The organism is Rhodococcus artemisiae (assembly GCF_036327795.1).
Taxonomy (GTDB): Bacteria; Actinomycetota; Actinomycetes; order Mycobacteriales; family Mycobacteriaceae; genus Rhodococcus; species Rhodococcus artemisiae.
The window spans coordinates 125706-148036 of the sequence record NZ_JAUTXY010000004.1; the positions used below are offsets into that span (position 1 = coordinate 125706).

A 22331-nucleotide genomic window follows, 5' to 3' on the forward strand; every position below is an offset into this window, starting at 1 on the left:
TCCTGATTCGCCTTGCCGATATCGACCGCATCTCGGTCCTTCCCCAATTGCTTCAGCCGGTGAGCCCGACACCGACAAGAACGAGCGACGCGACGGACGATACCGCACGCACGATATTGAATGTGTTCCAGCGAGGATGGAATTCAGCGAATCCGATGCGTGTGGAATCGAGTGAATTGTTCAACGGAACGTTGACGATGACGGTAACGATCAGGGAGCCGACGAGGCTGACCGCTGCCGCGGCGAAGAACCACAGCGCTGACGACCCCTCTGCGAAGAACCCGGATATGAGAGCCAGGATCGGAGCACCGAAGAAGGGTACGAACAGCCACGGGGTGAGGATCTTTCGATTCATGCTCCGCATGGCGACATCGGCTGCGTCGGCGTCGATCGCTTTGAGCCCGGGGATCACCGACATCGAGAACGAGTAATACATGCCGGCGAGAGTTCCGTGCAGGACGAGTGTGATGAGACCTAGTATCGACATGCAGCCATGATGCTCCCGTCGACCCGCGATGACTTTCGCTGACTCGAGCAGTCTCACTCTGTGCCATCAACGACGAATCGTGGAGAACCGAATGAGCCAACTGCTGAGAGTCCAGAATTTCACCGTGTCGAGCGACGGCATCGCTGCAGGTGCACACCAGAGCTTCGAGAGTCCGTTCGGTCTCGACCACGGCGATCTGCTCGCGTGGGCCGGTGCCACGGCAAGCTGGCCCAATCGCACCGAGCCCGGTGGAAGTCGCGGCCTCGACGACTACTTCGCACGCGACTTCGCGCACAACATCGGTGCCGAGATCATGGGGCGAAACAAGTTCGGTCCGCAACGTGGCCCCTGGGCCGATCACGAATGGCTCGGCTGGTGGGGTGACGAACCGCCGTTCCACACGCCGGTGTTCGTGATGACCCACTACGAGCGTCCGTCGTTCACGCTCGGCGATACCACCTTCCACTTCGTCGGCGGAGAACCGACTGCGGTCCTCGAGCAGGCCAAGGAGGCGGCGGATGGCAAGGATGTCCGGCTCGGGGGCGGGGTCACCACCGTCAAGGAGTTCCTCGACGCGGATCTTGTCGACACCCTGCATGTGGTGGTGTCGCCCGTGACGTTCGGTAGCGGCCTTCGGTTGTGGGAGTCGCCAGACGAGTTACTCGACCGATTCCACCTCGACGTGGTGCCCAGCCCGAGTGGAGTCACTCACCACTTGTTCTGGAGGAAGTGACAGTGAGTCTCCTGCGGATCGCGTAGCCGGCCACGAGCAAGGCGATGAGACCCGGTCCGGTGTGGACCGCGAAGACTCCGAGCAGACTCGGACCACCCCAGTCGTCGCGGTAACTCGCCGGGTCGCGGTAGTCGATGAGGAAGAATTCGGCGACTCCACGGAAGACCAGGTACACACCGACCATGCAGGCGGCGCCGATGGCCAGTCTCGTGAATATCCGCTTCATGATCGGATTCCATCATTGTCGGCGCCGCGACACATCAGGGGAATCCCGGATCTCCTCGGCTGCGAGCTCTCAATCGGCGCGCGGCCGCGGAAGGTACCTGTCGATGAACAGGCCCTCGGCCGACACACAGACCTGACCGTCGGCAGTGCTGATCTCTCCGGTCGTGTGGATCTCTCGGCCCTGACGCGACACCTGGCGGGCGCTGACGGTCAGGGGCTCGAACAGGGGTGCCACGTGGTGGTACCGAACCGTGAGCTCTTTGGTCATACCGCGCTGGCCCGCGAAGTCGTTCGCGACTCCGAGTGTGTGGTCGAGGATCAGTGCGGACACGCCACCGTGCACCTTCGCAGGTGGTCCCTGGTAGGGAAGACCGAGAGTGGTTTCACCACTGATCGATCCGTCGCCGTACCCGCGGAGTTGCACGGGAGGCGCGATCGGATTGTCGATGCCCGTGACCGGACTGTGCCGGGTCGGGCCTGTTCCCGCCCACATTTCGACCAGTCGCGAGTCGAGGTCGGGGGAGTGCCCGTCGAGCGTGTCGGCGATCTCGCGCAACGTGTCGCGGATTCGCGCGAGATGCGGGTTGTCGCGCCCGGTGTGCAGCACCGACGCCATGATGCGTCGTGTTGCGTCGACGACTTCCTCGATCACATGACCGGTGGGTGGGGAAGAGATCTCGACGCCTTCGTTGTGGGAATCCACCGGAGTAGAAGAGGTCATGATCTCCCTTGTCGCCGCCCGACCGAACACTGTGCGAGGTCGACGATAGGTCGTGCACGCGGTGGTACTCGTCGCGTTTCCGATGATCGGGACCGGGATTGTGGCCCTGTGCCGGTGATCAGTTCGCGTCAGCGGATTCGGTGAGTATTTCGTCCAGGTCATCGAGAACCGTGAGCCCGCCGAGTGGGCCGACACCGGTGATCCAGTACGACATGTCGACGACGTGCATGTTCGGGAACAGCTCTCGATCGGTCACGACCGGAGGAATCGACGTGGGATCGTCGGGTGTCCCGCTGGTGACCAGCACGACATCGGCACGTGCTTCGGTGGCGTGCTCGTACGACACGTCGACCGAGATCGAGTTCTCCCAATCGCGGGGCGGGATGGTGAATCCCGCGCATTCGAGAGCACTGCCGGCGAAGGAGACGGGGCCGTAGAGCGTGAGCTGTTCGTCGCGGGGCCGGATCAGCTGTGCCGTCTTGCCTTCGGTGCCGTGTTCGGTCGCGACCTCGTCGCAGCGGTCGGTGTAGTTGTCGAGCAATGTCTGCGCATCATCGCTGCGACCGAGTGCGTCGGCGACGAAGCGGACGTTGTCCTGCCACGGGTCGGATTGCGACGCCATGAAGACGGTCGGGGCGATGGCGGCGAACTGTTCGTACATCTCGCCGTGCCGAGTCTGGGTACCGATGATCAAGTCGGGGTCGAGTGCGGCGATCTTCTCGAGGTTCGGCGCCGCGACAGTTCCGGCGAGCTGGACCGTCGAGGCCTCATCACCCAGGTAAGCGGGCACACCGCTTGCCTCGCTGAGAACCGCTGCGCCGACAGGGACGACACCGAGCGCGATGGATGTGTCGAGTTGAACGGGTTCGAGGACCACGACGCGCTGCGGATCGCCCGGCACCTCTGTGCTGCCCCGAGCGTGCTCGACCATGCGCGACGCTGACGTCTGGTCGGCGGATTCCTCGGTTCCGCTGCTGCACGCGGACAACGCGAGGGCACCGACGACAGCTCCCGCCACCAAGCGCCCGACTCGTCGTGTGTTCTGTTTCATCTGTGCTCCTCGATGCATCACCGGATTCGGAGCATGTTCGGGTGCACCGCGACCGGGATGTACTGTTTGGGTTTGGTGAGCCTAACTTACTTAGCGAAGAGGATCTGTGACACCCCACAGCTGTACCCCGGCCGTCGAGAATCACCAGACGAGCCGACGGTGCGATGCGTGTACGCGACGATCGTCGGAGGCCGGCGAATCGATGCTGGCACGCGCGGGACGCGCACAACTGTGGGTGCTGATCGAGCATCCGGGACCGTGGCCGAGGTCGGCACCGGGCGATGTTCTCCCGGACGCACTCGTCCGCCGAATCGAATCGGTGGGCGGGTTCGTCCGACCGGCGCTGATCCGTCGCCCACGTGACCGCACCGTGGTGGAGCCGCGGTGGATCCTCGCGTGGTCCGATGGTGTGCGGCAATGGATGCGGGAGGGCACCGTCGGCGGTTACCCCGACCTCGTGGACCTGCCGTTCGAGTCGAGCGTCCGCGGTGAGGAACCGGACGTCGGCGTTGCACGGCACAGCCCGATCTTCGCGGTGTGCACGCACGGGAAGAAGGACGCCTGCTGCGCCGAACTCGGCCGACCCATCGTGAACGCCGTAGGCGCCGTCGAAGGCGCCGACGTATGGGAATGCACCCACATCGGAGGGGATCGCTTCGCAGCAAATATGATTGCGCTCCCGAGCGGTCTGTATTTCAGCCGGTTGGGTCCGGAATCCGCGGTGGTCACCGCGCGAGAGGTGCTCTCCGGCCGCGTGCCGCTCGGGCATCTGCGTGGTCGAGCTGCGCTGTCACCGTCGGCGCAGGTCGCCGAGCACACCCTCCGCGAAAGAACCGGCCTCGATGCAATCGATGCGATCGAGCAGGTATGTGAGACAACCACGTCGGAGGGCTCCGTGGCCGTCGACATGCGCATCGCCGGACGGGGCTTCCGGGTGCTGGTCCGGGAGGGCCCGCCCGAGCCCACCTTCGAGCACGGGTGCATCGTCGATTCGGCCGTGACCTGGCATCGCTGGATCGTCGACAGCATCGACGAGAGCTCTCCCTCTGACAGGTAGCCGGCCGAGAGGTGAGTCGACGACTTCCTGCGAACCGGACCGGACGCACAGTCGATCACGCACCATTGTTCTGTGACCACACCCCACGAGGGCAGTCCCACCCGAGCACCGCTGGTCCTGGCGTCGCTGATCCTCGTCGCGGCGGTGGCGAATCTGAATCTCGCCGTCGCGAACGTCGCGCTGCCCGACATCGGGAAGGCGTTCGATGCGACCCAGACGAGCCTGAACCTCATCGCTGTCGGATATTCGCTCGGTCTTGCGGCGTCCGTGCTCTATCTCGGCGCCATCGGCGACCGCTACGGACGCAAGTCCATGTTGATGCTCGGCATGGCGCTGTCGGTCCCCGCGTCGCTCGTCGCAGGGTTCGCGCCGAACGAGGAGATCCTGTTCCTGGCGCGTGTGGTCGGGGGGATCTCTGCCGGCCTGGCCTACCCGACGACGTTGGCGCTGATCACCGCGTTGTGGTCGGGTGCCGCGCGCACCCGTGCAATCGCATTGTGGTCGGCGATCGGCGGCGGGCTCACCGCTCTCGGGCCACTGGTCGCGGGGTCGCTGTTGGAGGGATTCTTCTGGGGGTCCGTCTTCCTCGTGACGATTCCGCTGGCGCTTCTGGCGCTCGGGCTGACGGTGGTGTTCGTGCCGAGTCATGTCAACGAGTCCACCGATCCTGTCGATCATCTCGGCGGGATCGTGTCGGTGGTGCTGGTCGGGTCGCTCGTCGTCGGAATCAACTTCGCTCCGGTCGACGGAATGATGACGGTCGCGGTATCCGCGTTGGTGCTCGCCGCCGCGGCGTGTGTCCTGTTCGTGCTTCGGCAACGACGCGCGCGGAACCCGCTGTTCGATCTGCGGGTCGCGCGTCGCCGGATCTTCTGGGTCGCGGCAGTTGCGGGCATCATCGTGTTCGGCACGCTGATGGGGACGATGTACATCAGCCAGCAGTATCTGCAGAACGTGCTCGGCTACTCGACCCTGGCAGCAGGCTCGGCGGCACTGCCTGCCGCGGTGGTGATGGTGCTGGTGGCGCCGCAGTCGGCGAAACTCGTCGAATCGCACGGAGCACGGTTCACATTGTTGTCGGGATACGTCGCGATCGTGTTGGGGTTGGTGGTGGCGTTGACGATGTGGGACGAGGACGCCCATTACTGGGTGATTGCGCTCGGCTTCATGTTCCTCGGCGCCGGCGTCGGCCTGGCGGGGACTCCGGCATCGCATTCGCTGACGGGTTCGGTTCCGGTGTCGCGGGCCGGGATGGCATCGGGTACCGCGGATCTGCAACGCGACCTCGGCGGCGCGATCGTGCAGTCGATCCTCGGCGCACTGCTCACCGCCGGATACACGGCATCGTTGGCGGCCACGGTCGCCGCGAGTCCGCAGGCGGCCTCGGTCAGCGAACAGACACAGGCGGCCCTCGAGAAGTCGTTCGCCGGCGCAGCGAACATCGCGCAGCAGTATCCGCAGTACGCGCAGCAGATCATCGCTGCGGCACGCGCGGCGTTTCTCGACGGCGATTCGCGCGCATACGCTGCGGCGATCGGGATCGTCGTGATAGGTGCGGCGCTGGTGTTCTTCGTTTTCCCGAAGCGCGAGGCGGAGCGCCAGTTGCTGGCCCGCTATGCCGCCGAGGACGCGAAGTAGGGTGCCGTCGCGCGGTGACGAGAGTGGCATGTGTGAATCCGCTGCCCGATGGGTACTCGGCGTCAGTGCTGTTGAGGTCCGGTACGGGTTGCCCGATGCCGGACATCGACTGCCTCCACATACGAGAAGGGATCTGTAACGATGCTCGGACGAGCGGTGATCCTGCTGTTCGTCGTCAAGGCTGTCACCGGGCGTGGTGCCCGTCGTTGACGGTGAATACACCGGGTTATCCTCGCGAGCATGGCAGGAACCGACGTCGACGAGATATCCCGAGCCGTGATCGCGATCGCGGACGAGTCTCTGGATCACATGCGGAAGATCCTGTCTCAGATGAGTTATCAGCAGGCGAACACCGTTCCGGCGCTACCCGGCGCCAACAGCCCTTACGCGATTGTCACCCACTGTGTCGGTATGACCGACTACTGGGGCGGATCAGTGATCGCCGGCCTGCGCATCCCACGCGACCGAGACGCCGAGTTCGAGGCGCACGGCGACCCGCGAGACCTCTGTGATGAGGTCGAACGGCTGCGTCGACGATTCCCCGGCTGGGTGAGAATCGCATTGACCGAAGGCATCCGCGATCGCACCGCCGTAGGCACTACGCGAAGTAACGCGGAGACTGCCAGTCCGATGTGGGTTCTATTGCATATCGTGCGTGAACTGTCCCAGCACCTCGGGCAGCTCGAGATCACGCGCGATCTGTTGGCCACGAACGATCATTGACGACAGGCAGTCACTTGCTGACGGCGTCGTATGCCTCGCGATGGGCGTGCACTTCGTCCATGTTCGCTTCCGCCCAATCCTTGATGCCACCGATCACCTTGTGCAGCGACAAGCCGAGGTCGGTCAGCTCGTAGCTGACGGTGACCGGCACGGTCGGCGTCACAGTGCGGGTGATCATGCCGTCGCGTTCGAGGGATCGTAACGTCTGGGTGAGCATTTTCTGGCTGACCCCGGCCAGCCTGCGCGACAACTCGGAGTACCGCATCGCGCGCGGGTCACCAGCACATCTGCCGGGCCCGTGCGGGCCGTCGCTGCCGAGCGCAGCCATGATCAGCGCGACCCACTTGTTGGAGATCCGGTCGAGCAATTGGCGGCTGGGGCATTGCGCGAGGAATGCGTCGTACTCCTGCTGCTCCTGTGCTCGCTTCTGTGCGGCGGTCATCGTCGGCATCGAACGCTCTTTCTTCCGAGGAGAGTTACGCACTTCGAAGTACGTACTTCCCGTTGGAGAGTTACCCATCAATAGTGAAGTGGTATCGCATTCAGCACAAGACCTCAGGAGCAATGGATGCACACTTCTACTTTTCGCGCAGCCGTCGTCCGGACCCCGAACGGCCCCGACTCGATCGAGATCGTCGACGTTCCCGTCGTCGATCCCGGGCCCGGACAGGTCCTGGTTCGGGTTGCCGGGGCGACGGTGAATCCCGTCGACCTCGCGGTCTCGAGCGGCTTCTTCCACACCGCGGGCCTGATCGACCAGCCCGAACACACCGGTCTGGGTATGGATTTCGCCGGAACCGTCCTCGCAACCGGGCCGGGGGTGGACATGGCCGTCGGCACCCGCGTCGCGGGAGCGATCATCGGATTCGACCGCAACTTCGGTACCTACGCCGAGCAACTCGTCGTGTCGGCAGCCGACCTTGCCGTCGTGCCCGACGATCTGGATCTGGTCGAGGCGGCAACGGTGCCGATCAACGGACTGGCAGCAGCCCAGATCGTCGACCTGCTCGGGAACGCGCCCGCCGGCGCCGACCGATTGCTGGTCACGGGGGCGGCAGGGGCGGTCGGCGGGTACCTCCTGTCGCTCGCACGTGACCGCGGCTGGCAGGTGACAGGCCTGGCCAGAGCCGAGGACGAGGAGTTCGTGCGCGGCCTCGGCGCCGACTTCACCACGCACGCAGAGTCGGGTTGGGACGCCGTCGCCGACGCTGCAGCGCTACAAGACCAGGCGATTCCCCTGGTCCGTGACGGTGGGACGTTCGTCGGTGTCCGGCCGAACGGGGAACCGGCCACGGAGCGCGGCATCACCACGTCCGCGGTGGACACGACACCGGACGGACGTCGACTGGCCGAACTGCTCGCCCGCACCGTTTCGGGTGAACTACCGGCCCGTGTGCACACGGTAGTGCCGTTGGAGCAGACAGCCGACGCGCACCGGGCAGTGGCGAAGGGTGGTGTGCGTGGTCGATACGTGATCCGGCCCTGAATTATCGGCAGGGGCTGTCACATATCCGATGTCGCCGGTGTCTTCATGTCGAAGCCACTTCTGATCGGAGGAATCATGACCACCAGGATCCCGGCGGCAGAGATGACCGGACTCTACGGCGGACTCGTCAAACGCATGGCACGACGCATGGTCGGCAACGTGCCCGACGGTGTCGCCGTGTTGTGGCACAACAAGAAGGTGATGAACTTCAGCCTCGGTGTCGGTCGCAAGGTCAAGAAATGGGACCGATGCGACGAGAACCTGAAGGCCTTCGCCAACATGGCGGTAGCGGCGTTCGTCGGATGCGAATTCTGCCTCGATTACGGATATTTCGAGGCACACAACAAGGGCCTCGATGTGAGGAAGGCTCGTGAGGTCCCGCGGTGGCGCGAGTCCGACGCGTTCACATCGCTCGAACGCGACGTGATGGAGTACGCCGAGGCGATGAGCTCGACTCCGCCGACCGTCACGGATGAGTTGTCGGCCCGGCTGCTCGACGCACTCGGCCCGGCCGCGCTGGTCGAGTTGACGGCACACATCGCGTTCTCGAACTTCGCGACCCGCTCCAACATCGCGCTCGGAGTGAGATCGGAGGAGTATGCGGCGAGCTGCGATCTTGCCCCGCTCGCCGTAGCGTCGACGACATGACCGACGATCCGTTCGTCACCCATCGCAGCCTGCTCTTCACGGTCGCGTACGAGATGCTCGGCTCCGCTGCCGACGCCGAGGACGTGGTCCAGGAAGCATGGCTGCGGTGGGACGCGGCAGACCGTGCCGAGGTGCGCGACGCCCGGTCCTATCTGGTTCGGATCGTGACGCGGTTGTCGCTCAACCAGTTGCGGGCGTCGGCGCGGCGTCGCGAAGAGTACGTCGGGGAATGGCTGCCGGAGCCCCTGCTCACGAGTCCGGATGTCGCCGACGACGTCGAGCTTGCCGAGAGCGTCTCGATCGCGATGCTGACCGTGCTGGAGACACTCGCTCCTGCGGAACGTGCCGTGTTCGTGTTGCGGGAGGTGTTCGATACGCCGTACGGGGAGATCGCCGCGGCGGTGGAGAAGACTCCGGAATCGGTCCGGCAGATCGCGCACCGTGCCCGCAGACATGTCGCCGCGCGACGACCGCGGATGGATGTCGATCCCGTCGAGCAATCCGCGGTGGTCGACAAGTTCCTGGCAGCGGTCACGACCGGTGACCTGCAGGCCTTGCTGGACGTCCTCGCCCCCGATGTCGTGGCGGTCGCCGACGGCGGTGGGGTGGCGCCTGCGTCGAGGAAGCCGATCGTCGGAGCCGACCGGTTGGCGTCGCTGCTGGTCCGGTACGTGAACGTTCGAGGTTTTGCGGTGACGACGGCCCCGATCAACGGGATGCCGGGTGCACGACTCTCCGCCGATGGCCGCACCGTGGCGGTGAGCATCGTGGTGGAGGGCGGCAGGATCACGCACCTCTACGGGATCGCCAATCCTCACAAGCTGGGACGGATGGACGAGACTGTCGACCTGCAGCGCTGAAGCCCTCCCGGGAACGGTAGGCGCGACGCAGAGATAGACTGCGCGGTATGTTCTTCGGCACCCGCAACGGCGTAGAGGCACTCCTCTTCGTCCTGACGTGGACGGTCGCAGTCTTCTTCACCATCGACCTCGCCTCGGCCGGCAACACGTCGGCGCTGTTGGCGGGGCTTCTCGTCACGGTCGCCGCAGTTGCGGTGCTCGTACTCGCCTGGCGCGCGGACGACCTGCTGTTCGTGCTCGGGCGCACCACCCGCGGTCCGACCGACGAAGAGAATCGCCGGCACGGCGAGCTTCGACGTCAGTCACACCCGGACACCGCCGGCAAACCACGACCTCGAGCGCCCGGTCTCCACGCGGGGGCCGGATCGACTGCTGCGCTCTGACCGATCGGTCCCCGCTTCCTCGCACTCATCGTCAGTTCACGAGGAATTCGGGAGATCCCCATGTCGTCACACAACCATGTCGTGTCCGTGCGCGACGCCGAACGACACTTCGGTGGTCTACGCGTCTTCACCGAACTGAGTCTCGACGTCGCAGCGGGGCAATGCTGCGCGATTGTCGGCGCCAACGGCGCGGGCAAATCCACACTGCTGCGATGCGTGATCGGTGCCGAGCGGCTCGACCACGGCAGCATCACCGTCGACGGCGACCCTGTCGACGAGTCCTCTCCGGGTTTTCGGGCTGCGGTAGCCGCGGTCGTCGGCGATGTCGAGGTGTTTGCGCATCTCACTACGCACGAGCATCTCCAGCTTGTCGCCACCGCCCACGGTGTACCGGATCCGTACGGCCAGGCGTCCCGGGTGCTGGAGGATGTCGGTCTCCTCGATGCGGCCGACCAATTGCCTGTGACGATGTCGAGTGGTCAACGACGTCGACTCGGCCTGGCATCGGCATTCGTTCGGCCGCGTCGACTATTGGTGCTCGATGAGCCCGAACAGCACCTCGACGTCGGCGGGCGGACCTGGCTCGCCGATGCGATTCGCGACGAGAAACGGGCGGGTACCACGGTGCTGCTGGCGTCTCACGACGCTGCGCTCGTGGATTGCGTTGCAGACCTGACGGTGGACGCAGACTCATGGCGCTGACGGACATTCCGGGGGCTATCCCGTCGGTGCGCGTGGTGCAGTCCGTGCGGCGCGGGTTCGAGCGCACACACACCCCGCCGACCCACCGTGAAGGCATGATCGTTGTGTCGGTTCTGGGGGTGTACGTGTGCGGCGGCCTCGTGTGGTGGCTGGCGACGCGCCCCCCGACCGCCCTCGCCGAGTCGATCCTGTTTGCAGGACAAGAAGGCTGGAATCAGACGTGGGGCTGGGCGGCCTTCGCGATTCTCACATCGCTGTCCACACTCGCGACTCGTTCGCTCGGACCCGTCACCACCGTGAGCAATACGGCATGGTGGGTGCTGTCCACACCGGTCGATCGTGGTGCTCTGTTGCGGGCCCGTGTGCTCGCAGCGCTGAGCATCGGCGCGCTGGTCGGTGCAGTCGAGGGGCGGCTCGCTGCGTTCATCGGAGCGCTCGAAGGCTGGGTCCCGTTCACGGTATTCGGGATGTGTATCGGCATCGCTGTGGTTGCCTTCGGGATACTCGTTCAATGCAGGGTGCTGCCGGTATGGACGCTTCGAGCCATGGCCGGAGTGTTCGCGGTTCTCGGAGGTGCGGCGTCGGCACTCGCTATCACGAGTGTGACCGTAGCGATGACCACGGCGTGGATTCCGGTTGTCGTTGTCGGAGCGGCGGTTGTCTCGGCCGGCGCGGCGGCAGTGAGCTTGTGCGGCCGCATCGGTCTCGCCGACATGACGGTGGGATCCCATATGACTGCCGCAGCGAGTGCATCGATCACGGCCCTGGATCTGTCGGTGTTGACCGGGGCCGCTGAGCAGAGGGCGTGGCAGAGGATCGCCCGTCGCCCTTCACGTGCATTACCGACGAGCCGTACGTGGGCGTTGATCTGTAGTGATGCGCTGCGGCTTCGTCGCCGTCCGTCGTCGTTTCTCTACGTTGCAGGTGCGGTGTTCGCGGGCTGGGTTCTGGCTGCGGTGCTGTCGCCGACCGCTGCCGTCATTGCTCATCTCGCACTTGTGTTCGCTGTGGCAGTGGCTTTCAGCGGTGGGCTGCGGGATCTGTCTGCCAACAGCGGGTTACGTGCGATGCTCGGTGCTCACGATCGGGCATTGCGTGTGCCCCTGATGACTGTGCCGGCCGGTGTGGCTGCTGCAACGACCATTCTCACTGCGCCGCTGGTGGCAGCAGATCTCTTGGTCATGACCCTCGTCCTGGTGGGGGCGTGCGCCGCTGCCTATCGGGTTCGTACGCATCCCTACACCGACTACGACGGTCTGATCCTCGACACCGCTGTAGGGCAGATTCCCGTCGACCTGATCCGGCAACGGATGCGTGGACCCGACGTACTTGCCGTCACCGCACTACTTCTCCTACTGGTGAGCTGAATGCGGCCGCCCGCGGGTGCGGGCGGCCTCACCTCCGGTCCTGATCAGGCTCGGGACACGACGTCGATGGTGCCCTGGCAGACCGCGTTCTGGGTGTTGATGAACCACCATCCCCCGCCGGTCTGCACGGTCACGGTGAAGTCGACCGTTCCTGTCCCCGGGAAGGTGCGATTGATCGGGATGCCGGGGTTCTGATTCCACGCTGCCTGATCGCTGACACTGCGTCCGGACTCGCCGGTCGTCGTGTTGGTCCAGTCGACCAGCACCTGCGTCCCATACCAGTTGGGTCCGATGCTCGGGATGAGGCCACCCGGGGGATAAGGCAGGTCGTTTCCGCCGCTGAGGAGGAGTGCCGGTTCCAGCACGTCACCACCCGGAGGAATCGATTCGCCGGACCCTGCGCGAATGTTCCATGTGAACGACGGTGCCCAAGGGAGGGGGTTCGCGCTCGTGCACGTCATATCCGTGGAAGTCGGTGCAGCAGTCGCCACGCCACCTCCAGCGGCCATCGCCGCACCCATCCCGATTGCGGCGAGTGCAGAAGCCCCTGTGCGGCGCATCGTTCGTTTACTCATGAACACTCCTCCGATTCGGTGATACCTCGATACCTGTGCGTTCTGTCTATCGGAGTCAGGTTACGATTCGTCACACATCTTCTGACGAATGTGTATATCTCACAACCGACATTGTTTCACCCGGACATGACATGCCTACAAGTGCAAGGACATTCGCATGGATCTGCTGCGTGAGGTTGTCGTACTTCTCCATATTGTCGGATTTGCAGCCACATTCGGTGCGTGGGTGAGTGAGTCGGTGGCTCGCCGGTTCCGTATGACGCGGGTGATGGACTACGGATTGTTGTTGTCGCTCATCACAGGACTCGCGCTGGCGGCGCCGTGGCCTGCGGGGGTCGAACTCGACTACACCAAACTCGGCATCAAACTCGTGGTCCTCGTGATACTCGGGGGTGTGATCGGGATGGGGAGTTCACAGCAACGGCGTTCGGGTGAGCCGGCGCCGCGTCCACTGTTCTACGCGGTCGGCGTCCTGTCGCTGTTGAATGCGGGCATCGCTGTGATCTGGTGACCCACCTGGCCGATGAGCGGGACGAAGGGTGTTATCTGAAACACGTTCTATGTCAGGATGGCGCAGCGGGCACGACCGGTGTCCGTCGTACATCCGTCGGAAGGACCAGGAATGCCGACCGTGGAAGACCGCCTCGCACGTCTCGAGGCGCTCGAGGAGATCCGGATGCTCAAGCACCGGTACTTCCGCGCATGCGACGCCAAGGATCCCGAGGCGATGCGCGCATGCTTCATCGCGAAGGGTGCCGACATCTATTACGGGCCCGCGCTCGGCAGCTTCGACGACGCCGACGGACTCGTCGACATCTACTCCAGAATCGCCCTGCAACGCGTCGACGACCGGTACGTCATCCTCGACATGCACCACGGCATGCATCCGAGCATTTCCATCACAGGGCCGGGCACCGCCACGGGCGCGTGGACGCTGCGGTTCCGTCAGGTGGACCTCAATGCCGGCACCGAGCGGGTCACCGCACTCGACTACGACGACGACTATGTCATCGAAGACGGTCGGTGGAAGATCTCCAGGTGCCACGTGAAGGTGCTGTGGTCGATCGAGCGATCCCTGACCGACGACGTGAAAGTGGTGCAGTGACATGGCAGAACAGAAGATCGCTCTCGTCACCGGTGCGAGCCGCAGTGTCGGCAAGGGAATCGCCTGCGCACTCGGATCCGACGGATGGACGGTCTATGTCACGGGGCGGGGACCGGTCGGAGACGGCGGACCGCTCGACCAGACTGCTGCGACGGTCACCGAACGCGGAGGCCACGGCATCGCCGTGCAGTGTGATCACCGCGACGACAAGCAGATCCACGAACTGTTCACGCGAATCTCCGACGAGCAGGAAGGTCGACTCGACCTGCTTGTGAACAACGTATGGGCGAGCCCGAAAGGATTCGCAGGCTTCACCGATCCGTTCTGGAAGCGTCCGGTCGACGACTGGGACAGTCTCATCGGCGTGGGTTTACGAGCCCACTACGTCGCCTCGGTCGAGGCTGCCCAGCTCATGGTGCCGCAGGGAAGCGGGATGATGGTCAACATCTCGTCGTTCGGCACGCGCGGGTATCTGCACTCCGTGCTGTACGGCATGTCGAAGGCTGGCCTGGACAAGATGGCCGCCGACATGGCCGTCGACCTGCGCGACACAGGCGTGACGGCGCTGTCGCTGTGGCCGGGTCTGGTGAAGAACGAGGCCATGCTGGCCCGCGGACTCGACAACTTCCAGGGCTTCCCGCTCGCCAACGCCGAGACCCCCGAGTTCATCGGCCGCGTCGTGGTCGCGTTGGCCGGTGATCCGAATCTGAACGAACGCAGTGGATCCACGCTCATCACGGCGGAAGCCGCACTGGACTACGGCGTCGTGGATATCGAAGGAAACCAACCTGATTCGCACAGGAATCTCTTCGGTGGTGGTCCTTTGTTCGGAGGCTGAGCCAGCCCTGCACACTGGCTCGCCGCCGCGACGCTCTGCCGGTCGATGACAAGATCGTCAACTAATGGTTGACGATCAGGGGTCCGTCAACCTACGGTTGACGTATGACGAAACCAACGCGTAGCACCCACCCGGTTCGCCTCGACGACCTCATCGAAGCGATCAAGAAAGTTCATCCCGACGCCCTCGACCAACTCCAGGACGCCATGATCGCCGCCGACCACCTCGGTGAAGTGGCCGATCACCTCATCGGCCACTTCGTCGACCAGGCCCGACGCTCCGGCGCATCGTGGTCGGAGATCGGTCAACGTATGGGAGTGTCCAAACAGGCTGCCCAGAAGCGGTTCGTATCGAAGGCCGACAACGACCTCGATCCGAACGAGGGATTCAACCGCTTCACCCCACGCGCGAAGAACGTTGTGATGGCGTCGATGAACGAGGCGCGTGCGGCGGGAAATGCCGAGATAGCGCCCGGACACCTCGTACTCGGGCTGCTGGCGGATCCCGCCGGGCTTGCCTCCCGCGCAATCGTCGCGCAGGGAATCACGCTCGACGATCTGCGGCGCGCTGTCCATGCTGACCTGCCGGAAAAGGCGACCGGTGAACTCCCAGAGCTCATTCCGTATGACGCACAGGCAAGGAAGGCCCTCGAGCTGACCTTCCGCGAGGCGTTGCGACTCGGGCACAACTACATCGGCACCGAACACATCCTGCTGGCGCTTCTGGAACTGGAGGACGGTACGGGACCATTGTCGTCGGTCGGCGTGGACAAGTCGAAGGCCGAAGCGAACGTCACCGAAGCACTCGCGGCAATCGAGGCAGCTCAGGAGGACTGAACGACCGCTGGATGGGTATGTCTCCTGTCATGAATTCTCGAACGACTGCTTTCCTGGCAGGAATCTCCCTGGTCGCGATCTTCGTGGCCGGGTGCGGCGATGACGCGGGCGATAACGACACGGACGGCAACGACGTGACTATCGTCGAGTCTCCTCCCGCCACCACGGCGGAGTCGGCGACATCAGCGCCGGCAGCCTCAGCGACGCCCGCACCCGGTCCCCGAATCGACGACGATGATGCATTCGCTCGTCCTGGAGGTGACGACGTCGATGCCGTGACCTACGACGAAGTCGCCGTGCCGGTGGGAGCGAAGGCGGATGTGGACACCGACGACGACGATGGCCGCACCACCGTGACCCTCACCGTGACAGGCCTCCAACCCAACCGCGACTTCGGTGCGCACGTGCATACGAGGCCGTGTGGACCGAACCCCTCGGATGCGGGATCGCACTATCAGAACCAGGCCGACCCTGCAGCGACACCGGACTCGCCGTCCACCGACCCGGCCTACGCCAACCCCCAGAACGAGATCTGGATGGACTTCACCACCGATGACAGCGGCAATGCCCGCGCGACCAGCACCGTCGAGTGGGAGTTCCGCGATGACGAAGCCGAATCCGTGGTGATCCACGATCACCACACCATGACGGCACCGGGAGAAGCCGGCATGGCGGGGGATCGTCTCGCCTGCATCGACGAAGACTGACGGCACGTGCCCCAACTCGATCTCGCACCGACACCGTCGAAGGACCACTGTGGCGAGCGTCGAGGTTCGCATTTCTCCGCGAAACTCGAGGTCTGGCATGCAATGCTGACGGTCGGAATGGGACCGAGCGCGAGGAGAGCGAATGAACCCTGTCGTCGAGACCACACGTGGCCGGGTGCGGGGAACGGTCGCGAGGGGCACGGCGATCTTCAAGGGCATCCCGTACGCGGCCGCACCGTTCGGAGAACTTCGGTTCGCGGCACCTGAGTCTGCACCGAAGTGGGACGACGTACGAGATGCAATCGAATTCGGCCCCACCGCACCCAAAGCACCTTACGGTGCGCCGTTCGACAGTCTTCTCGAAGATCCGACGATTCCCGGCGAAAACCCCCTGAACCTGAATGTGTGGACGCCCGGTTTCGATGCGTCGTTGCCGGTGCTCGTCTGGATCCACGGCGGCGCGTTCGTTCGTGGCAGCAGTGCGGTGCCACTGTACGACGGCGCGAACTTCGCCCGCGACGGCGTCGTCTTCGTCAGCATCAATTACCGACTCGGTGCGGAGGGGTTCGCCTTCCTCTCCGACGCACCCGCCAACCGTGGGCTGCTCGATCAGGTGGCTGCACTCGAATGGGTTCGCGACAACATCGCCGCGTTCGGCGGGAACCCCGAGGCCGTGACGATCGTCGGTGAATCTGCGGGTGGGATGAGCGTCGGATCGCTACTGACGATGCCCTCTGCAGAAGGACTCTTCCGTCGGGCGATCGCCCAGAGCGGAGCCGGGCATTCGGTGATGTCGGCGGACACAGCGAGAAAGGTGTCGCGGGCGTTGGCGGAAGCGCTCGACGTCGAACCCACACGCGCAGGCTTCTCGACGATCGATCCCGATCAACTGGTCGAGGCTCAGGAGGCGTTGGTCGCGCGGATCCGCGGCGAGTCGGATCCGCAGGTGTGGGGCGAGATCCCGACTCACGCGATGGCCTTCGAACCGTGCATCGACGGCACAGTGCTGCCGGAGTTGCCCATCGATCGGATCGCTGCTGGGGTGTCGTCCGATGTCGACGTTCTCGTCGGCCACAACGGTGACGAGATGACGCTGTTCCTGGTGCCCACCGGAATTGCCGACGCGGTCGACGACAAGATGCTGCCCGCACTCGTGGCGCCCTACGGTCTGACTGAATCCGCAGCCCTCGACACCTACCGCGCGGCCCGACCGGTAGCGACGCCCGGCGAGGTGCTCATGCATGTGGTGCGCGACTGGATGTATCGGATTCCGGTCGTCCGCGTCGCGGAGGCGCGCTCTGCATTCGACGCTGCTACCTACGTGTATCGCTTCGATTGGAAGTCGCCCGAGTACGACGGCCGGCTCGGCGCGACGCACGCACTGGACATCGGGTTCGTCTTCGACAACCTCCGCGTCCCGGGGAACAGAGCGTTGGCGGGTCCGAATCCTCCGCAGGATCTTGCCCAGCGGATGCATCAGGTCTGGGTGACGTTTGTGACGACAGGCGCCCCTGGGTGGGCGCCGTACGGATCGGCGCGCACCGAGATGGTCTTCGCCGATACATGCGGGACTGTCGACGACGCAGAGTCGGAGCTGCGTGGGGTGTGGGATGGGATCCGCTGACGACATTTCGGAGAGCGCGGACCGACTCTCCTGCAAGACCACCACCACCTTCGCGAGAAGATCACGCAGTCGTTTGCGGCGGCGGGTACGCGGGTAATTCGGATACGAGAGTTCGACGCCATTCGGCGCCGTAGTGAGGGAGGAACCGACAGATGGCCGATGCGCGCGTGATCTTCTACAAGCCACTCGCTCTTGCAGCAAGTGTCGGCGGAGGCCTGCTCGCAGGTGCGGTCTTCAGCCAGGTGTGGAAACGGCTCGGTAAGGGTGCCGAGAAACCTGAACCGCAGGACCTGTCGCAGAGCACCCGCGACGTGCTTGTCGCGGCGGCAGTGCAGGGATTGATCTTCGGAATCGTGAAGGCCGGTGTGGACCGAGCTACCGCGAGTGGCTTCAAGAAGGTAACGCACGTCTCGCCGGAGTGACGGACGGGTCGCCGGGATCTCGAGCTCTCCGCACGCCGCGTGCGAGGCTGTGACTTACCGGCTCCGCTGACCACCTGATTCGTGTGACCGAGTTCACCGGAACCAGGGCTTACAAAGTTGGGGCGCCCCAAGTTATTCTTTCGTTACCTCTGGCCGCAGCTGATATTCTCGCTGCGGCCAGTTGTTATTTACGGGTAGTTCACCTGACCCTGGAACTGCTGGTCAGCGAGTTTTCGGTTCCGGACATGATGCGACGGACCCTGGGGTCCTCGGCGAGTTCCGCTCTGATGGTCCGTGCCCTCTCATTCGCGTCCGCATAGGCGGAGGCGTGCGCGCTCGCGATACGGTCGGCGAGGACGCGGGGCGAAAGGTCGTACGCGTGGGGAGGGATCTCGAGACCCACGATCCGTCCAGTGGGTGACACGGTCATCACGATCCCGTGCGACGTTCCGCAGCCTCTGATCGACTCGATCTCGTCCTGGATCCTGCGGACCTTCGACGAGAACTCTTCGGTTCGAGTCACGACGTTCTCCTTTGGCTCACCAGCCGGGGTAGGCCGGCAGGGTCTTGGGTGGGATGGGGGAGCGGATGGTTTCGGAGCCCTCGTCGGGGACATTGGGTTCGATGCTGCGCCCCCAGTCTTCGCAGCGGTGCATGGTTTCGCCGAGGTCGGCGCCGAAGGTGATGGTCCAGCCGGTGCCGCTGAAGAGGTCTTCGGTTGGTGCGGACCATTGCGGTCCATCAATGGGTTTGCCATCATCTGACGTAGGTTCAGCCGATTGACTGGCAGGCCAGCGATGTTCGAGAGCGCTTCGTGGGTCGATTCGCGGGTTGTGGGCATCGTAGACGACATGGTCGAATTCGACGTACTCTTCCATCCCTGAAAAATTGGAGATGCGGTAGTCTCCATCCGGCCATCGGATGGCCAATCTCGAAAGCTGCGAGCATACAGTCGCTTTGAATCCTGCATCAGTTTCGTTGATTTGGAGGATGTGGGCGCGCGCCGTGCCTGCGAGTGACTGGTCTGAACGGGTTCCGATTCCCAGGGCAAACTCGAGATCGAGTGCGTCGACGAAGCCAGGATAGGTGATGTGGAGGCCCCCGTACGAAGAGATGATCATGGCTTCGTACGCGGCGCGGATCAGACGTCCGCGTTCGTCGAGCAGGTCGATTCCGGGTTCAGCGGACCAAACGTAGGTCGCGTTGCGAACCTGTGGTGGTGGCTGGTACTGCGACTGTTCCGCGCTGATGTCAACAGGATCTGACGGGGCGTCGTGTGAACAGGCCGTGAGCACCATGAGGGTCGTCACTCCGAAAATGAACTGAAGAATCTTCCCGGCGTTGAGGTTCATCGTGCGTAATCCCATCGTTCACCGCCGCCAGGAACTACGTCGTTGAGAAGTACTTCGCGGAAGCCGGACTCGCCATCCCTTTGGTCTGGGTAGACGATGTTGCGGAGGTCGCCCTCTCCGGCATCGGCTACGCCCAGGTAGTAACCGAGCGCGCCGCCATCGATTCCTGAGCTGGCAAGAATATCCGGAAGCTGGCTTATCAAAATAGATTCCACGATTCCGTTTCGTTCTCTGAGCTTGCCCTCATCGATCAAGTGCTCTGGTAGATCTGTCATTTCTACATGGCCGGAGTCGACCAGGGCGTTGAGCATATTGTAGCGATGCGTGTTCTGTGCACGTGTCTCCGTCAAATACTCAGAGGTATCCAGCCCTTCGATTCCCGATGGCCTCCCCACGTATTGTCCTTCGGCATTGATTATTTCGCAGTCCACAAGAACCCCGAGTGAGTAGACGATCGGCCCGGTGGCCATACCGCCGGGAAGTGCTGCGACCATACCGGTGACAAGAGTCTGAGCGACCGCGAAAGCATCGGAACGGTACTGGTTTCGCGTGTCGATCGCGGCCTGTTCGGTCATCCTCTCGTTCTCATAGGCACTGCTCAAACCCACTTCGACGAGACTCTGCAACCGGCCCGAATACGTTCCGTAGGTGTATTTCCCCTCACCGCCCAGTTGATCCAGCGCAAACCGACGATCGAAGTCGGTGGCCTGCGCGAGCGCTGCGCCGTTGATGAGTGCCCCGGCCGCGGGATCGGTGTCGAGGAGAGTGAACACGCGGGTCGCCGGTACCGGGCCGAGGTCGCCGAAACCGTGAGTGGGTGTGGCGTCTTCGCCTGCCCCGACCATGTCGGACGCATACGGTGCGAGGGCTTCCGAGAATGACTGGACTGCCAGAGGATTGACCTCTCCGAGGGTCCGGTCGGAGAGATGCCCATCGGGCTCTGGCATGTGGAGGAAGCGGTCGAAATTGTTGCCACCGTCCCAGGCCGATGCGGGTGACGACAACACTTCGGCGAGACCGAACGCTGCCTGTCCGGCTCGCTGCGCGCGTGCAATGTCGGCGGGGTCGGACGGATCCGACGCCATCGCGTCTGCTGCGATCCAGTCGGTGAGACCGGCCAGGGTCGCGCCGTCGTCCTCCCACTCGCGGGTCAGCAGGGGCACGAGCACCTCGTCGCGGTCGAAGTCCGAAGGAGTGCCGTCGACATCGGTACCCGTCAACAGGTGGTGTGAGGCATCGGGATTGCGCGTGCCGATGTCGAGGAATGTTCGGGCGGTCTCGTCGTAGTACGACGGATGCGGGGTGGGGACCAAGTGTGGGTCGGCATAGGTGGGCACGCCCGCCATGTATCCCGCGACCCGATTCAGCTCGATCCCCATTTCGGTACCGGGCCGATACTCGGGATTCGCTTCGCCGAGTATGCCCCCGAGCGCATCGAGACGGTCGAATCGGTTTCCCGAACCGGGTTCACGAGACCCGGGTTCGTATCCGTAGTGGAGGGTATCGCGGATGTCCTGTGGCACCCGCTCCCAGCTGCCGCCGTAGTCGGGATTCGACAATGTGAGTAGACCATTGCCCACTGCGTCGGCCCAACCTGCCGCATTCGGATCGCCGTCGGCCTCCCATCCCTTGAAAGTCGCGAAGAGTTCCGTCAACTCGTCCTGTCCGAGTCCGTTGTAGAAGGCGTCGAGGTATTCGATGCTCACACCGCGGTCGGCGGACAGGGCCCGTCCGATGCGTTCGAGCTCGGAGTCGCGGGCGCGGCCGGACGAGATGAGTGCGGCGTCCGCGTCGCCGTCCGGTCCGCCCGTCGTCCACAGGCCCTGGGTCCGGAAGTCTCCTCCGAATGTCGACAGCCGGATGGTGATCTGGTCGATTGTGTCGGCTGCGCTGCTGTCGAGCTGCTCGAAGATACTCAGCGCAGACTTCAGCTGCACCTCGAATGTGGTGGCCTCGTCGTCCAGGCACGCCTGCGCGACGACGTCGGTGCGGGGGTCTCCAGTGTCGCACCGGGGTGGGATGACGCTGCCGTCGTCGTGGAGGGTGAACCCGGCTCCCATCGCGTTGTCGGCGATGCGGACCACGGTGTCACGCGCGGGGATCAGCGCGGCCGACGCGGCACGAAGTGCCTCGACCTGTTCGGCGACTGCGTTGTCGATTCCACGGCCGACGACCCGATCGCTCCACGCGCGTGCCGCTGCGGCCGCTGCGGCATCGCCCTGCCATGTGCTGAACGTGTGGTCGACGTGGCGGTCGACCTGGTCGGTTGCCTTGCCGAACGCGCTGTTGGTGGCTTCGACGCCGTCGGCTGCGGATGCAAGCGCTGCGGGGTCGAGTGCTCGGATCTGCGAGAGCGTCGACATCTAGGACACTGTGCTTTCAGGGGTCCCTGTGCTTTCAGAGGTCCCCGTGCTCTCGAAGCTGCTTCCCACTGCCTCGACCTGCCGCCTGAATTCGTCCTCTGCGGTCTCGTAGTTCATCGCGCCGGCGGATGTCGCTTCGGCCATGCGGTGCAGGCAGATGGACATGGCGTGGTAGGCGGTGTGCAGTGGAGCTTCGGCGCGCGTGAGAGCGCCACCGACCGCTGACGACGTCATGGTTGTGGCCGCCGCCGCGAGCGGAGCCCCCGGCTTCAGCTCGCCGATGAGTTCGGCCTCCGATGTCAATGCCGACGCCAGGGCTCTCAGCGCGTCGATGTCGACCTGCAACCACGTCATCCGCCACCAGCTCCTGATCTTGAAACAGTCCCATCAGGATTGGACGCAGCGGATGTCCGATCGGTTCCATCGGA

Annotated in this window: 27 protein-coding genes; 17 read left to right on the top strand and 10 right to left on the bottom strand. The window is 64.2% G+C overall.

Translation table 11 applies throughout. The features are described from left to right. Positions 1 to 52 precede the first annotated feature (52 nt). The gene (locus tag Q7514_RS10605; RefSeq protein WP_330133210.1) at positions 53 to 487 is read right to left on the bottom strand and encodes an anthrone oxygenase family protein; all 435 of its coding nucleotides are present in this window, start codon (positions 485 to 487) and stop codon (positions 53 to 55) included. Positions 488 to 578: 91 nt separating this feature from the next. Here Q7514_RS10605 and Q7514_RS10610 point away from each other — a divergent pair, with 91 nt between their 5' ends. Next, a complete protein-coding gene (locus Q7514_RS10610; protein ID WP_330133211.1) occupies positions 579 to 1220 on the top strand; it encodes a dihydrofolate reductase family protein in 642 nt (213 codons plus the stop codon). Here Q7514_RS10610 and Q7514_RS10615 read toward each other — a convergent pair. The 3 genes from Q7514_RS10615 to Q7514_RS10625 all read right to left on the bottom strand — a co-directional run bounded on the left by Q7514_RS10615 (position 1192) and on the right by Q7514_RS10625 (position 3217). Next, positions 1192 to 1446, bottom strand: coding sequence for a hypothetical protein (locus Q7514_RS10615; protein ID WP_330133212.1), 255 nt, complete (start codon positions 1444 to 1446; stop codon positions 1192 to 1194). The genes Q7514_RS10610 and Q7514_RS10615 overlap by 29 nt on opposite strands. A gap of 69 nt (positions 1447 to 1515) precedes the next feature. After that, positions 1516 to 2166 (bottom strand): PaaI family thioesterase, encoded by a 651-nt coding sequence (locus Q7514_RS10620; RefSeq protein ID WP_330133213.1) that lies wholly within the window; start codon positions 2164 to 2166, stop codon positions 1516 to 1518. A gap of 118 nt (positions 2167 to 2284) precedes the next feature. After that, positions 2285 to 3217 (bottom strand): ABC transporter substrate-binding protein, encoded by a 933-nt coding sequence (locus Q7514_RS10625; RefSeq protein WP_330133214.1) that lies wholly within the window; start codon positions 3215 to 3217, stop codon positions 2285 to 2287. Positions 3218 to 3419: 202 nt separating this feature from the next. Between Q7514_RS10625 and Q7514_RS10630 the strand changes: the two genes are divergently transcribed. The 3 genes from Q7514_RS10630 (at position 3420) to Q7514_RS10640 (ending at position 6635) form a co-directional block, all read left to right on the top strand. Beyond that, positions 3420 to 4274, top strand: a complete 855-nt coding sequence (locus Q7514_RS10630; protein WP_330133215.1) for a sucrase ferredoxin — start codon at positions 3420 to 3422, stop codon at positions 4272 to 4274. A 72-nt stretch (positions 4275 to 4346) separates the two neighbouring features. After that, positions 4347 to 5912, top strand: coding sequence for an MFS transporter (locus Q7514_RS10635; RefSeq protein ID WP_330133216.1), 1566 nt, complete (start codon positions 4347 to 4349; stop codon positions 5910 to 5912). Between the two features lie 240 nt (positions 5913 to 6152). Continuing rightward, positions 6153 to 6635, top strand: a complete 483-nt coding sequence (locus tag Q7514_RS10640; RefSeq protein WP_330133217.1) for a DinB family protein — start codon at positions 6153 to 6155, stop codon at positions 6633 to 6635. Between the two features lie 10 nt (positions 6636 to 6645). Here the strand turns inward: Q7514_RS10640 and Q7514_RS10645 are convergent, their stop codons facing one another. After that, a complete protein-coding gene (locus Q7514_RS10645; RefSeq protein ID WP_330133218.1) occupies positions 6646 to 7086 on the bottom strand; it encodes a winged helix-turn-helix transcriptional regulator in 441 nt (146 codons plus the stop codon). A 117-nt stretch (positions 7087 to 7203) separates the two neighbouring features. On the opposite strand from Q7514_RS10645, the gene Q7514_RS10650 reads away from it, so the two are divergent. The 6 genes from Q7514_RS10650 to Q7514_RS10675 all read left to right on the top strand — a co-directional run bounded on the left by Q7514_RS10650 (position 7204) and on the right by Q7514_RS10675 (position 12081). Then, positions 7204 to 8121 (top strand): NADP-dependent oxidoreductase, encoded by a 918-nt coding sequence (locus tag Q7514_RS10650; RefSeq protein WP_330133219.1) that lies wholly within the window; start codon positions 7204 to 7206, stop codon positions 8119 to 8121. Positions 8122 to 8196: 75 nt separating this feature from the next. Further along, entirely contained in the window at positions 8197 to 8769 is a 573-nt protein-coding gene (locus Q7514_RS10655) for a carboxymuconolactone decarboxylase family protein (RefSeq protein WP_330133220.1), read from the top strand. Beyond that, a complete protein-coding gene (locus tag Q7514_RS10660) occupies positions 8766 to 9629 on the top strand; it encodes an RNA polymerase sigma-70 factor (protein WP_330133221.1) in 864 nt (287 codons plus the stop codon). Before Q7514_RS10655 ends, Q7514_RS10660 begins: the two co-directional genes overlap by 4 nt. 47 nt (positions 9630 to 9676) lie before the next feature. Further along, positions 9677 to 10012: a DUF6412 domain-containing protein gene (locus Q7514_RS10665; RefSeq protein ID WP_330133222.1), complete on the top strand. Its 336-nt coding sequence runs from the start codon at positions 9677 to 9679 to the stop codon at positions 10010 to 10012. Between the two features lie 60 nt (positions 10013 to 10072). Next, complete coding sequence (locus Q7514_RS10670) at positions 10073 to 10714, top strand: ABC transporter ATP-binding protein (RefSeq protein ID WP_330133223.1); 642 nt, start codon at positions 10073 to 10075, stop codon at positions 10712 to 10714. Then, positions 10705 to 12081, top strand: coding sequence for a DUF6297 family protein (locus tag Q7514_RS10675; protein ID WP_330133224.1), 1377 nt, complete (start codon positions 10705 to 10707; stop codon positions 12079 to 12081). The genes Q7514_RS10670 and Q7514_RS10675 overlap by 10 nt, the downstream gene beginning before the upstream one ends. A gap of 44 nt (positions 12082 to 12125) precedes the next feature. Here the strand turns inward: Q7514_RS10675 and Q7514_RS10680 are convergent, their stop codons facing one another. Beyond that, a complete protein-coding gene (locus Q7514_RS10680) occupies positions 12126 to 12656 on the bottom strand; it encodes a hypothetical protein (RefSeq protein WP_330133225.1) in 531 nt (176 codons plus the stop codon). Positions 12657 to 12813: 157 nt separating this feature from the next. Between Q7514_RS10680 and Q7514_RS10685 the strand changes: the two genes are divergently transcribed. The 7 genes from Q7514_RS10685 to Q7514_RS10715 all read left to right on the top strand — a co-directional run bounded on the left by Q7514_RS10685 (position 12814) and on the right by Q7514_RS10715 (position 18188). Further along, on the top strand, positions 12814 to 13167 hold the full coding sequence (locus Q7514_RS10685) for a Fe-S protein (RefSeq protein ID WP_330133226.1): 354 nt from the start codon (positions 12814 to 12816) through the stop codon (positions 13165 to 13167). A gap of 111 nt (positions 13168 to 13278) precedes the next feature. Further along, a complete protein-coding gene (locus tag Q7514_RS10690; RefSeq protein ID WP_330133227.1) occupies positions 13279 to 13761 on the top strand; it encodes a nuclear transport factor 2 family protein in 483 nt (160 codons plus the stop codon). A gap of 1 nt (position 13762) precedes the next feature. Next, entirely contained in the window at positions 13763 to 14599 is an 837-nt protein-coding gene (locus Q7514_RS10695) for an SDR family NAD(P)-dependent oxidoreductase (RefSeq protein ID WP_330133228.1), read from the top strand. Positions 14600 to 14703: 104 nt separating this feature from the next. After that, entirely contained in the window at positions 14704 to 15435 is a 732-nt protein-coding gene (locus Q7514_RS10700) for a Clp protease N-terminal domain-containing protein (RefSeq protein ID WP_330133229.1), read from the top strand. 29 nt (positions 15436 to 15464) lie between these two features. Then, entirely contained in the window at positions 15465 to 16142 is a 678-nt protein-coding gene (locus Q7514_RS10705) for a superoxide dismutase family protein (RefSeq protein WP_330133230.1), read from the top strand. 142 nt (positions 16143 to 16284) lie between these two features. Beyond that, positions 16285 to 17766 carry a carboxylesterase/lipase family protein gene (locus tag Q7514_RS10710; protein WP_330133231.1) on the top strand — a complete coding sequence of 494 codons (1482 nt, stop codon included), beginning with the start codon at positions 16285 to 16287 and terminating at the stop codon, positions 17764 to 17766. Positions 17767 to 17918: 152 nt separating this feature from the next. Further along, positions 17919 to 18188, top strand: coding sequence for a DUF4235 domain-containing protein (locus tag Q7514_RS10715; protein ID WP_054712949.1), 270 nt, complete (start codon positions 17919 to 17921; stop codon positions 18186 to 18188). Between the two features lie 199 nt (positions 18189 to 18387). On the opposite strand, the gene Q7514_RS10720 is transcribed toward Q7514_RS10715, so the two are convergent. Genes Q7514_RS10720 through Q7514_RS10735 form a run of 4 tightly spaced genes read right to left on the bottom strand, consistent with a single transcriptional unit; the run spans position 18388 to position 22257 of the window. After that, a complete protein-coding gene (locus Q7514_RS10720; RefSeq protein WP_330133233.1) occupies positions 18388 to 18711 on the bottom strand; it encodes a YbaB/EbfC family nucleoid-associated protein in 324 nt (107 codons plus the stop codon). 16 nt (positions 18712 to 18727) lie between these two features. Continuing rightward, the gene (locus Q7514_RS10725) at positions 18728 to 19540 is read right to left on the bottom strand and encodes a hypothetical protein (protein WP_330133234.1); all 813 of its coding nucleotides are present in this window, start codon (positions 19538 to 19540) and stop codon (positions 18728 to 18730) included. Beyond that, complete coding sequence (locus Q7514_RS10730) at positions 19537 to 21903, bottom strand: TPR repeat region-containing protein (protein WP_330133235.1); 2367 nt, start codon at positions 21901 to 21903, stop codon at positions 19537 to 19539. Before Q7514_RS10730 ends, Q7514_RS10725 begins: the two co-directional genes overlap by 4 nt. Further along, on the bottom strand, positions 21904 to 22257 hold the full coding sequence (locus Q7514_RS10735; RefSeq protein ID WP_330133236.1) for a hypothetical protein: 354 nt from the start codon (positions 22255 to 22257) through the stop codon (positions 21904 to 21906). Between the last annotated feature and the right edge of the window lie 74 nt (positions 22258 to 22331).